This is a genomic window from Candidatus Eisenbacteria bacterium (assembly GCA_018831195.1).
Lineage (GTDB): Bacteria > Eisenbacteria > RBG-16-71-46 > CAIMUX01 > JAHJDP01 > JAHJDP01.
This window is the reverse complement of the sequence record JAHJDP010000085.1, coordinates 1-12075: the sequence shown is the minus strand read 5'-3', so window position 1 is coordinate 12075 and position 12075 is coordinate 1. Positions and strand designations below refer to the sequence as shown.

The window sequence follows — 12075 nt, the reverse complement described above, 5'->3', positions numbered from 1 at the left end:
GGGACAGATGCGGGATCAAGGGTCGGGGAGGTCGGATATTCGAGCCTCCCTCTTTTATGTGAGGTGGAGGGTGTGTGGGAGAGATGACCCAAAATCCAGGGCTCACAGCACCGCTCACTGAATCAATCGTGGTTCCGGGCACCCGCCCCGGCTCGTTTCGTGAGACTCTGCGCCTGGCCTATCCGACGATTATCGGAATGTTTTCCACGACGATCATGTGGCTTGTCGACTCGATGTTCCTCGGCAGGGTGGGGAAGGTGGAATTGGCCGCCGCCGGATTCGGCGGGATGCTCATCTGGACCCTTTATACATTCTTTGTCGGCGGCGTTCATGCGGTCACGACCTTCGTCTCCCAGTCGAAAGGGGCGGGGAACCACCGCGAGTGCGCGACCTTCACCTGGCAGGGCCTTTATCTCAGTCTCGCCGGGGCGGTCATCCTCCTTTTCTTTCTCTGGAAGTTTGATTGGCTGCTCTCCCTGGCCGGTCCCGAACCGGATGTCATCCATGAGTGTCTTCGCTATTCGCGCGCCAGGATGTCGAGCGCCTTTGCGGTGCTGGGACTTTTCGCCATTTCAAGCTTCTTCCGCGGAATCGGTGATGTTAAAACGCCGATGGTCGCGGCGATCATCGCCAACCTTATCAATATATTTCTGGATGCCATGCTGATCTTCGGGGTCGGGCCCTTCCCGCGGCTCACGACGCTGGGGGCGGGGATTGCCACGGCAACCGCCAATGCCTGCGGCTTTATTATTCTGTTGATCCTTTTCCTGCGGCCGAAAATCAATGAACTCTATCATACGCGAAGCGATTTTCAGTTCAGAATCTCATCGATGCGCCGGCTTTTAAAGGTGGGGATCCCAATGGGATTCCAGTTTTTCCTCGATATGGGGAGTTTTGCGGTTTTTATGTCGATCATCGGGCGATTGGGCACGAATCAGCTCGCCGCGAGCCAGATCGGCATTCAACTCCTCAGCGTCTCGTTTATGCCGGCCAACGGCATCTCCAAGGCCTCCACCACCCTCGTCGGGCAGTATATCGGTGCGGGTCATGTCGCGCTGGCTGAAAAATGCGGATGGATGAATGTCAGGATCAACATCATCTATTCGCTCTTTGTGGCCGCGATCTTTCTCATCGCCCGCAAGTATCTCTTTATCATTTTCAACAGCGATCCGGGTGTCATTGCCGCGGGCGTTTCCATTGTTCCCATGCTGGCCCTTTTCCAAATCATGGATGCGCTGCAGATGAGCTACTCGGGCGCCCTGCAGGGGGCGGGGGATACGACCTTCACGATGTGGGTCTTCGGCCTCAGCTCGTGGTTGATCTTTGTGCCGCTCGCCTACCTCTTCGCCTACCCCCTCGGATGGGGCATCACCGGTGGATGGTCGGGGGGCCTCATTCACTTTGTTTTAGTGAATATTCTTCTCACGTGGCGTTACCGCAGCGGCGTCTGGAAACACAAGAAGATCTAGTTTGCCCCAAGAGCCCTGCGAGGCCCCGGTTTTTGCTCCTTGCGCTTTACTCCGGCGACCAGACCGGGATACGCCCCGGTGTCCAGGGGGCGCCGGCCGCCTCGAGTTTCTGCTCGATAGCGGGGAGTTCCACCTCGGCCATCGATTTCAGATCGGCCAGGATCGGCGCGAACTGGCCGGCGACGATCTGATATTCGTCGACCTGTGTTTTGGTCGGCGCCGAAGATCGGTTCCAGCAATCCTCAACAACACTGCCGATCCGTCCCCTGACGGAGGGTGCGGTCGGTTCCCAGAGACGCGAGGTGACGTCGTCGCCGTTGAAGATAACGAGAAGGTCCTGCAACTTTGTTTCGATTCGGTTCAGGTCGGCCACCAGGCTTGGATCGGCGCCAGGCGTCTCGTAGAAGGCCTTGCGGAGGAGACGGATCCGCTGTTGGGTCTCATCGGCGACCTTTGAAGCGCCCAGGACAGCCCGCTGGAGCCGCGCGGTCTTTTTGTTAAAGGCCAGAACCGCCGCCTTGTCTTCGGCCTCCATCGAAGCGAGCCCGAGCGTCTCGATCTCAAAAGGCTGGGGTTGCCCGAGCGGCTTCGTTTCACCCCGGACCGTCATCGTCATCGTAACGCTGTAAAGACCGGGCATGGCGACCGGTCCCTGGGGATTCCACCACCAGGGATGGTCGTCCGAGATTGAGACCGGATCGGGCGCCGGATAACGGAAATCCCAGGTGACACGGTGGATTCCCGAAGAGGCCTTGCCCTTGATGCGCCGGACGATCTGCCCGTCGGCATCGCTGATCGTCAAGGTCAGCTCGGGATCTTTCTCCCGGTCCTCGGTGCGCAGCTCATCCCAGGTCGGATAGCCGGCAGGACCGCCGGTTTTGGCGGCCTCTTTCTCTTTCTCCCGCCGCGACTCCTTTAACGTTTTGGGGCTCTCCTTGAGGTAATAGGAAAAGACGGCGCCCACGGGCGGATTCTTGGCCTGGTAGAAAGCGGCCCCCTGGGATGCCTTGTCGCCCCAGCCGAGCCGGCCCCGCTCGAAGAACATGAGGCCCTTCTTCACGGGGAAGAGGAGGGCTTCCTGCTCGAGCGCCGCCGCATCGATTTTGCGCAGGGGCGAGTAGTCATCCAGAATGTAGAAGCCGCGCCCGAAAGAAGCGGCCACAAGATCATTCTCCCGCCGCTGGATATCGAGATCGCGGATACAGATCGTCGGGATCCCGCCCTTCAGCTGGATCCATTTCTTTCCGTCATCGACGGTGAAGAAGACGCCGAACTCGGTTCCGGCAAAGAGGAGGCCGGGGCGGACGTGATCTTCCACCAATGTATAAACCGTACCGCGTTCGGGAAGGTCACCGGTGATCGGCGCCCAGCTCTTGCCGCGATCGAGGCTCTTGAAGACGTAGGGTTTGAAATCGCCCTTCTTATGATTGTCAAAGGTGGCATAGACGGTGTTTTCGTCATGCAGCGACGCCCGCACCGTCGAGACATACGACATTTCAGGAACGCCCTTGATCTTCTCGATCTTCCGCCAGCTGCCGCCGCCGTCGGGGGAGACCTGTATCAATCCGTCATCGGTTCCGATATAGATCAATCCCTCAACGCGAGGGGATTCATCAAGGAAAACGATGCTGCCATACCAGGAGGTATTCCAGTTTTTACTGACGGCGGAAACGCTCCAAACCCGGTCCATCACGGGAAGGGTGTTGCGATCGATCTGCCGGGTGAGATCCCCGCTGATCGGCGTCCAGCTGTCGCCCCTGTCATCACTGCGATAGACCCTTTGACTGGCGAAGTAGAGCCGGGTGTGGTTGTGAGGGCTGATCAAGAGGGGGGAGTTCCAATTCCAGCGGTTGATCGGCTCACCGGGGAGCTCCTTCGGCTGAATCTCCGTGCGCTCGCCGCTTTGCCGGTCGTAACGGGCGATTCCGGCATGCTGGGACTGGCTGTAGACAATGTTCGGATCGGTCGGATCGACCTGCGGTTCAAAACCGTCCCCACCCTGCGTCACGTACCAGTCGGCATTGATGATCCCCTGCCGGTTGATCGTGCGGGAGGGGCCGCCGAGGGTGTTGTTATCCTGAGTCCCGCCATAAACATTGTAAAAGGGCAGATCGTTGTCGACACAGACCCGGTAGAACTGCGTGACAGGAAGATTGGATTTGAATTGCCAGTTCTTGCCGTCATCCCACGATTCATAGATTCCGCCGTCGCCGCCGATGAGGATATGATCGGTGTGGGCCGGATCAATCCAGAGGGCGTGATCATCGACATGCCGGTGATCCTGGCCCAGCCGCTCGAAAGACTTGCCGCCGTCGGTCGTCACGCGCGTGACGGTATCGAGAGAGTAGACTTTATCCGGATCGACCGGATCGGCGATGATCTCCTGATAATACTGCGGGCTTGTGCTGACATAATCGTTGCGCTTCTCCCAGGAGACGCCGCGGTTGGTGCTCCGGTAGAAGCCGCTGCCGTCATCGGCCGCCTCGACCAGCGCATAAACAATATCGGGATTGGCGGATAGGGCGAGGCCGATCCGGCCCATATCGCCCGAGGGGAGCCCCTTGTCCAGCTTCGTCCAGGTCAGGCCCGCGTCGGTCGATTTGTGGAGCCCCGATCCGGGGCCGCCGTCGATAAGGGTCCAGATATGCCGGCGCCGCTGGTAGGAGGCGGCGTAGAGAAGATCGGGATCCCGCGGATCCATAAGGATATCGGTGACGCCGGTGTTCTCGTCGATCTCCAATATCAAATTCCACGTCGCCCCGCCGTCCGTCGTTTTGTACAAGCCGCGGTCGCCGCCGGGATTCCAGAGCGGTCCCTGCGCCGCGACGTAGACCATATCACTGTCCCGGGGATCGATGAGGATCTTCGCGATGTGCTCAGAATTCTCCAATCCGACTTTCTTCCAGGAATTGCCGCCATCGACCGATTTGTACAAGCCGTCGCCGTAACCGACGCTGCGCTGGCTGTTGTTCTCCCCGGTGCCGCACCAGACAACGAGAGGGTCATGCGTGTCGAGGGTCACACAGCCGATCGAGTAGGATCCCTCGCCGTCGAGAACGGGATCCCAGGTCGTCCCCGCATTGGTGGTCTTCCAGAGACCGCCGCAGCAAACCCCGACGAAGGCGTGGGCCGGGTTTTCCGGATCGACCGCGAAGTCACCAATCCGTCCTGAAGTGAGGGCGGGGCCGATGGAACGGAATTCGAGCCCGGAGAAGGTCCCCGCGCTCATCGGGCTCTTCTTTTTGGCGTCCTCATCGCCTTGGTCCTTCTTGCCCGCGATGACCGAGCCGGTGGAAAGAAGGAGAAGGCAGAGGGCGACCCACACCGCAAATTGTCTCTTCATCTTGATACCTCGCTTGATGCCCCGGCTGGACCCCGGGGCCGGCTGATCCCTGTTTCCTGGAAGGCAAACCGCCTCGAATATACTTGGAAGAGGGGTGGAAGGCCAGAGCAATCCCTGGAATCGAGACCACCTCTGTGGTACCCTGCACCGGTTAGGCCTGGAAAGGGCCGGAATGGGCCTCGGTCCGGGCGATAGCCGTGGAAAATCAGGACATTGCGTCCATGGGGAGGTGGAAATGGAGGATATCAGGCGCTTGAAGGTGGCCGGCCGGATTGGGCCCGTCGAGGAGGCGGTGGCGGAGGTTTTGGTGCTGGGCGCCTGGGAAGGAGAGGGCAAGCTCCTTCGGCAGGCCCGCAGGGTCGACGAGAGAGCCGGCGGCCGGATTAAAGAGGCGCTCGCCTCCGGCGATTTCAAAGGGGAATTCAAGGAGACGCTGCTGCTCTATACCCCCGACGGCTCGCCCTGGCGGCGGATTCTCGTGGTCGGATTGGGGAAGCGCGGCGATATCACCCTCGATCGGGTTCGCCAGGCGATCGGAACCGCCGCCCGCAAGGTTCGGGATATGGGGATTAAAGAGGGGATGTCGCTGCTCCTCGGTGAGGCGCCGGGCAGCCTGGATTATGAAGATTGGGTTCAGGCGCAGGTTGAGGCGGCGGCGCTCGCGACCCACCAGTTCCTGCAATATTGTACAAAGGATGTCGACAAGTTGAAGCAGCTGGAAAGCTGGACCCTTGTTGAGCCGGACAGCTCGCGCGAAACGATCTTCAACCGCGCGGTGGAGAAGGGATCGGCGCTCGCGGCCGCGGCGAATTATATGAAATGGCTTCAGGGTCTGCCGGCCAATCACGCGACCCCGACCTTCCTCGCCGAGCAGGCGAAGCAGATCGCGAAGCAGGATGGTTACAAGTGCAAGGTGATGGGTCCGGATGAGATCCGGAAGCTCGGAATGGGAGCGATGTGGGGCGTGGCGCAGGGAAGCGACGAGCCCTGCCGCTTTATCATTCTCGAGGCCAAAGTTTCCAATGCGGCGCCCTGGATCGGGATTATCGGCAAGGGCGTTACTTTTGATTCGGGCGGCCTCAGCCTCAAGCCGGCCGCCGGCATGATGGAAATGAAATATGATATGAGCGGCGCCGCGGCGGTGCTGGGATTGTTTAAGGGATTGAAGAATATCGAGCGCCGGGTCAATATCGTCGGCGCGATCCCCGCCGTTGAAAATATCCCTAGCGCTCATTCGACCAAGCCGGGGGATATTCACACCAGCTATTCGGGCAAGACGATCGAGGTGTTGAACACCGACGCCGAGGGGCGTCTGATCCTCGCCGATGCGCTCACCTATGTCGCCCGGACCTATGAGCCGGAGGCGATGATCGATCTGGCCACCTTGACCGGCGCCGTTGTGGTCGCGCTCGGCCATTACGCCGCGGCCCTTCTCTCCAACGATGATGAGCTGATCGAGCAGATTGAGACAGCGGCGGAACGGACCGGTGAAAGGGTCTGGCAGCTGCCGCTGTGGAGTGAGTACCGCGAGCATCTCAAGTCATCCTTCGCCGATATCAAGAATATCGGTGACAGCAACGCCGGCGCGGGAACGATTACCGCGGCCTGGTTTTTGAACGAGTTCGTCGAAGATCGGAAATGGGCTCACATCGATATCGCCGGCACGGCGTTTTGGGATCGGGACCGGCCGTACATTCCAAAGGGGCCTTCCGGTTACGGCGTGCGTTTGCTGGCGGATCTGATCCGGCATTGGGAAATCTAAGGGGTCAATCGAAGCGGGACGTTCATGGGGGAGGATTGAGGATCGATGGCTGAGAAGATGGAGAAAATCGAGAAAATTATCATTGTCGGAACGGGTCCTGCCGGATGGACCGCGGCGATCTACGCGGCGAGGGCCGATCTGGAGCCTCTCGTCATCGAGGGGAATCAGCCGGGCGGGCAGCTGACGATCACCACCGATGTCGACAACTATCCCGGCTTTCCGGAAGGGGTGATGGGCCCCGAGCTGATGGCCCACTTTCAGAAGCAGGCGGAACGGTTCGGCACGCGCGTTCAGCGCGGCGTCGTGACCGCGAGCCGGCTGACGGGCGCGGTGAAGGAGCTCGATCTCGAGGACGGTACAACCCTCAAGGCGCACGCCGTAATCATCGCGACCGGCGCTTCGGCGCGGTGGCTCGGGCTTCCGTCGGAAAAGGCCCTCATGGGCGCCGGCGTTTCGGCCTGCGCCACTTGCGACGCCTTCTTCTTCAGAGGGAAAGAGATCGTCGTCGTGGGCGGCGGGGACACGGCGTTGGAAGAGGCGACTTTCCTAACGAAGTTCGCCACCAAGGTCACGATCATCCACCGCCGCGATGAGCTGCGCGCATCAAAGGCGATGCAGGACCGGGGCTTTAACAATCCCAAGATAGAATTTATCTGGGATTCGGTGATAACCGAAGTCCTCGATGTCGCGGCGAAGAAGGTGACCGGGGTCCGGTTTAAGAATGTGAAAACGAACGAGGAGACGATCTTTCCCTGCGACGGTCTCTTCCTCGGGATCGGGCACACACCCAACACCGATCCCTTCAAGGATCAGCTCGATGTGAACCCAGAGAAGTATATCAATGTCGTTCCCGGCACCAGCCGCACAAATCTGGAAGGGGTCTTCGCCGCCGGCGATGTGGCCGATCATCTCTACCGCCAGGCGATCACGGCGGCCGGATCGGGCTGCATGGCGGCGATCGACGCGGAGAAGTATCTGGTGGAAAAGGGGATTGGTGAGTGAGTTCAATGAGCCCATTGCGGCCGGGAGATCCGGTCCCCCGGTTTCAATTGAAGGGGATCAACAATATGATCCTCGCGCTCGATCTTCCCGATGTGGAGGGGCCCCGTCTTCTCTTTTTCTTCGCGCGGGAACAGCGCGATTCCCGCGCCGCCTTTCCGTATATGGAGCGGATGGCGCGGACGCTATCACAAAGCGCGGGGCGTGTTTGGGCGATCACGGCCGATTCACATGGCGATTGCTTGGAAACGGCCGATCAGTTTCAGCTCTCGTTTCAAATCCTGCTCGATACGCGGAATCGGGTGCGCGACGCCTACGGCATACGGGAACTTCCGGCCCTGGTGCCTGTTGATAGGGAGTTATTTGCGGGGGCTGTTCTCCAAGGTTTTGATGCCGATAAGTGGACGGCGGCCTGTCATGAGTTTGTGACATCGTTGGGATTGGATTCGAACGGTCTATTTCAAGAAGAGGATTGGCTGCCGGGGGTGTGAGCAAAATAAAAGGCGGACGGTATGTCTAAATTAAGAGTGCATCTTTACGGCGATCCGGTCCTCCGCCAGAAAGCGGAGCCGATTGAGCAAATTACGGATGAGATCCGCCAGCTCGCGGAAGATATGCTGGTGACGATGTATGAAGAGGAGGGGATCGGTCTCGCCGCGCCGCAGGTCGGCCGCTCGATTCGACTCCTCGTTGTCGATCCGCAAGCGGTTGATGAGACGGCGCCGGGAGCCATGGCCTTTATCAATCCCGAAACCACGGAATCTTCCGGCGAGTGGACCTACGATGAAGGATGTCTCTCCATTCCCGGCATCGTCGCCGAGATCAAACGGCCCGAAAAAGTCCGCGTTCATTATTTTGATACCAATGGTGAGGAGCGGCACGAGACGTTTGACGGGATGATGGCGCGCGTGCTGCAACACGAAATGGACCATCTCGAAGGCAAGCTCTTTGTCGATTATCTCTCCCCGATGCGCCGCGCGCTGATCATGAAGAAGCTGCGGGAGATCAGCAAAGAGGGGCAGGGTGAGGTGGAGGAAGTGGGGTAGGGTTTTCTGCAGGCATTTCGATTTTATGAATTCCGCGTTTGTTGTGCTCCCGACAGAAATCCCCCGATTCGATCGGCGAATTGAATTTGGTCATTTGATGCTGGATCCCCGAAATTCTCCGACCCTCTGTTCTCGGCTATTATTACGTACAATCCTTCGCGTTGACAAAATCCTCGCCCGGGTAGACAATGCCTACCACTAACCAATCAAAGGAAAATATGGGCTAATACACCGAACGACGGTAATTATCACACCTGAGGAACTCGAAGAGATCGAGGAGGTACGGCGCATCGTGATGGAGGTTACCGATCCCGAGCCGATTTCTTATACCACGACCTAGCGAATCGATTTTTGTTTATTCTTTGCGCCTTTTCCATTGATTTCGTCCCCGTTGGGGATCTTCCGGTTATGGATGTTCCTGCAGACATCGATTATCTTCGCCAATGCCATTGAGAACTAAAGGGCGGGAAGGCCCTGGGGAGGCGCCCTAAGTGGGAGGTGAGGATGATTGCGGAAGTTGCTGATTGTCTCGACAACCTTCGCGTTCCACTAAATGACGTACAACGTGCCAAGATGAAGGGAGACTACCCTTATTGTGGCGCAAACGGCGTACTCGATTACATCGATCGGTTTTGCGTTGACGACTCTGTAATTTTGATGGCCGAGGACGGCGGGTACTTTGATGAATACATGACCCGGCCTATCGCGTATCGAATGTCTGGGAAATTTTGGGTGAACAATCATGCCCACATTCTTAAGGCAAAGCGCGAATACGATCAGGATTACCTTTTCTATTCCCTTGTCCACAAGGACATCCTGAGTTTTCTAGCGAGTGGAACAAGGGCTAAGCTGAATAAGTCTGAACTGAACAAGATCACTATTCGACAACCCGCTAACAAGGAAGAACAAACCGCCATCGCTGTCATTCTAAACGACATGGATTCAGAGATCACCGCATTGGATTCCAAGATCAACAAAGCCCGGCAGATCAAGCAGGGCATGATGCAGGAACTGCTCACCGGGAGGATCCGTCTCGTATGAGCACCGCCGCCCAACCAGAACGCGCCACGCAGAGCCGGGTCACCGCCGGTTCTGAATTCAAGAGGAGGTGGCAGGCAACGCACGATTGGGAGTGAAATCCGGTGAAAAGTAAGGTGAGGCAAGAAAACCACTGGAAGCCGGCTTATCGAAGATCGTAACCTTATGCAGGGCAAGATGTAGGAGCTGCTGAATGAGGAGATCTGGCCTGCTTAGACTCCGATAATCTATGTCCATTTATAGCAAATTATTCGATAGTATACGGAAAAGAGCGTATAAAATGCTATAAACAGGAGGGGGGTATCCAGATGGACAAGATTAAGAATCCATTCTCCCCGGGTGCCGGCACGCCACCGCCGGAGCTGGCCGGCCGTGACGCTATCTTAGAACAAGCCCATGTCCTGCTCGGTCGCATTCGAGAAAGGCGCCCAGAGAAAAGCATCCTGATGACTGGATTACGGGGCGTCGGAAAGACCGTTCTGCTCAATGAGATGGAGCGCATGGCGGTGCATGATGGATACAGCACCATTCTTATCGAAGCTCATGAGGACAAAAATCTGGCCTTGCTTCTCATCCCTCAGTTGCGTCGTCTTCTCTTCAACCTCGACAGGATCGCTGGGGCAGGAGACAAAGTGCGTCGCGGGATTGGGGTTTTGAAGAGTTTCATCGGCGGGGTTAAAATCACTGTCGGCGATGTCGAGTTCGGTCTGGACATTGACCCCGAACAGGGTGCCGCGGACAGCGGCGATCTGGAGATTGACCTGCCGAGCCTCTTCACCGCTGTGGCCGAGGCCGCCGAGGAGCGCCGTACCTGTGTTGCAATCCTGATCGATGAAATCCAGTATCTGCGGTCGCCTGAATTGAGCGCCTTGATCATGGCCATGCACAGGATGCAGCAGCGGCAGCTTCCCTTGCTGCTCATCGGCGCCGGCCTGCCGATTCTGCCGGGATTGGCCGGTGAATCGAAGTCCTACGCCGAGCGGCTCTTTAACTTTCCTGATATCGGACCGCTGTCGGAACTCGAGGCCGCCAAAGCCCTCAGGGAGCCGATCGAAGCGGCGGGCGAGACAGTTGAAACCGCCGCTCTTGGAGACATCTTTCGAATGACTCAGGGCTATCCCTACTTTCTTCAGGAATGGGGCTACCAGGCATGGAACCATGCCGTGTCATCGCCCATCACCCTGCGGATCGTTCAAGAGACGACGACATTAGTCGAACGGCGCCTTGACGAGAACTTTTTCCGAGTGCGTTTCAATCGGCTCACTCCTCGTGAAAAAACTTACTTGCGAGCCATGGCGGAACTCGGCGCAGGCCCCTATCGGACCGCAGATATCGCCGAAGTTCTCGGAGTCAAAATCACCACCCTCGGCCCGGTTCGGGCCAAACTCATTAAAAAGGGGATGATCTACAGTCCGGCCCACGGCGACATGGCATTCACTGTTCCGCTTTTTGATAAATTTATGCTGCGGACTATTCCAGACTATGAAGCGGGGCGATAAAACTATGACCACTATCGGCCAACCAGAACGCGCCACGCAGAACCGGGTCATCGCCCTGTTCCGCGATGAATTGGGCTACCGCTACCTCGGCGACTGGTCCGACCGCGATGGTAACAGCAACATTGATGAAGGTCTGCTCACGGCATGGCTGACCAGGAACGGTTACAAACCAGCGCAGATCAGCATCGCCTTGCACAAGCTCCGCACCGAAGCGGACAATCACAGCCGCACGCTTTGTGGCAATAACCAATCCGTCTACAACCTGCTGCGCTACGGCGTCCCGGTGAAGATCGAGGCGGGCAAGGTGACGGAAACCGTCCACCTCATCAACTGGCAGAAGCCGGAGCAGAACGATTTTGTTATAGCCGAGGAGGTGACGCTCAAGGGGAACCATGAGCGGCGTCCCGACATCGTGCTGTATGTGAACGGTATCGCCGTCAGCGTGCTGGAGCTGAAGAACAGCCGCGTGAGCATCGGGGACGGCATCCGTCAGAATCTTTCGAACCAGCAACCGGAGTTTAACGCCTGGTTCTTCAGCACGGTGCAGTTCATCTTTGCCGGCAACGACTCCGAAGGCCTGAAGTACGGCACCATCGGCACGCCGGAAAAGTATTTCCTGAAGTGGAAGGAAGACGAGCAGGACGACAGCCGATTCAAGCTGGACAAGTACCTGCTCAGGATGTGCCGCAAGGACCGGCTGATCGAGCTGATCCACGACTTCGTTCTCTTCGACGGGGGCGTGAAGAAGCTGCCGCGCGCGCACCAGTATTTCGGTGTTAAAGCCGCGCAGGCGGCGGTGCGCAAGAAGAAGGGCGGCATCATCTGGCACACGCAGGGGAGCGGCAAGAGCATCGTGATGGTGATGCTCGCGAAGTGGATCCTGGAAAACAATCCTAATGCCCGCGTCGCCATCATCACC

9 protein-coding genes are annotated in these 12075 nt (G+C 58.1%); 8 read left to right on the top strand and 1 reads right to left on the bottom strand.

Annotated features, from left to right (window positions below):
* Nucleotides 1-83 precede the first annotated feature (83 nt).
* Complete coding sequence (locus tag KJ970_14510) at nt 84-1469, top strand: MATE family efflux transporter (protein MBU2692130.1); 1386 nt, start codon at nt 84-86, stop codon at nt 1467-1469.
* 46 nt (nt 1470-1515) lie between these two features.
* On the opposite strand, the gene KJ970_14505 is transcribed toward KJ970_14510, so the two are convergent.
* Nucleotides 1516-4812, bottom strand: coding sequence for a glycosyl hydrolase (locus tag KJ970_14505; protein ID MBU2692129.1), 3297 nt, complete (start codon nt 4810-4812; stop codon nt 1516-1518).
* 235 nt (nt 4813-5047) lie between these two features.
* On the opposite strand from KJ970_14505, the gene KJ970_14500 reads away from it, so the two are divergent.
* The 7 genes from KJ970_14500 to KJ970_14470 form a co-directional block, all read left to right on the top strand.
* Complete coding sequence (locus tag KJ970_14500) at nt 5048-6574, top strand: leucyl aminopeptidase (protein MBU2692128.1); 1527 nt, start codon at nt 5048-5050, stop codon at nt 6572-6574.
* 57 nt (nt 6575-6631) lie between these two features.
* Nucleotides 6632-7576, top strand: a complete 945-nt coding sequence (gene trxB / locus KJ970_14495) for a thioredoxin-disulfide reductase (GenBank protein MBU2692127.1) — start codon at nt 6632-6634, stop codon at nt 7574-7576.
* Entirely contained in the window at nt 7573-8064 is a 492-nt protein-coding gene (locus KJ970_14490; protein ID MBU2692126.1) for a peroxiredoxin family protein, read from the top strand. Before trxB ends, KJ970_14490 begins: the two co-directional genes overlap by 4 nt.
* A gap of 21 nt (nt 8065-8085) precedes the next feature.
* Nucleotides 8086-8619: a peptide deformylase gene (gene def, locus KJ970_14485; GenBank protein MBU2692125.1), complete on the top strand. Its 534-nt coding sequence runs from the start codon at nt 8086-8088 to the stop codon at nt 8617-8619.
* A 504-nt stretch (nt 8620-9123) separates the two neighbouring features.
* Entirely contained in the window at nt 9124-9660 is a 537-nt protein-coding gene (locus KJ970_14480) for a restriction endonuclease subunit S (protein MBU2692124.1), read from the top strand.
* Between the two features lie 305 nt (nt 9661-9965).
* Nucleotides 9966-11156: an ATP-binding protein gene (locus KJ970_14475; protein MBU2692123.1), complete on the top strand. Its 1191-nt coding sequence runs from the start codon at nt 9966-9968 to the stop codon at nt 11154-11156.
* Between the two features lie 4 nt (nt 11157-11160).
* Nucleotides 11161-12075 (top strand): restriction endonuclease subunit R (locus tag KJ970_14470; protein ID MBU2692122.1); only part of this gene is annotated, 915 nt, incomplete at its 3' end.

What these genes read in the sequence shown, in the direction of transcription:
- KJ970_14510 (MBU2692130.1), top strand. Translation starts at nt 84, where the DNA reads ATGACCCAAAATCCAGGGCTCACAGCACCGCTCACTGAATCAATCGTG.
- KJ970_14505 (MBU2692129.1), bottom strand. Translation starts at nt 4,812, where the DNA reads ATGAAGAGACAATTTGCGGTGTGGGTCGCCCTCTGCCTTCTCCTTCTT.
- KJ970_14500 (MBU2692128.1), top strand. Translation starts at nt 5,048, where the DNA reads ATGGAGGATATCAGGCGCTTGAAGGTGGCCGGCCGGATTGGGCCCGTC.
- trxB (MBU2692127.1), top strand. Translation starts at nt 6,632, where the DNA reads ATGGAGAAAATCGAGAAAATTATCATTGTCGGAACGGGTCCTGCCGGA.
- def (MBU2692125.1), top strand. Translation starts at nt 8,086, where the DNA reads ATGTCTAAATTAAGAGTGCATCTTTACGGCGATCCGGTCCTCCGCCAG.
- KJ970_14480 (MBU2692124.1), top strand. Translation starts at nt 9,124, where the DNA reads ATGATTGCGGAAGTTGCTGATTGTCTCGACAACCTTCGCGTTCCACTA.
- KJ970_14475 (MBU2692123.1), top strand. Translation starts at nt 9,966, where the DNA reads ATGGACAAGATTAAGAATCCATTCTCCCCGGGTGCCGGCACGCCACCG.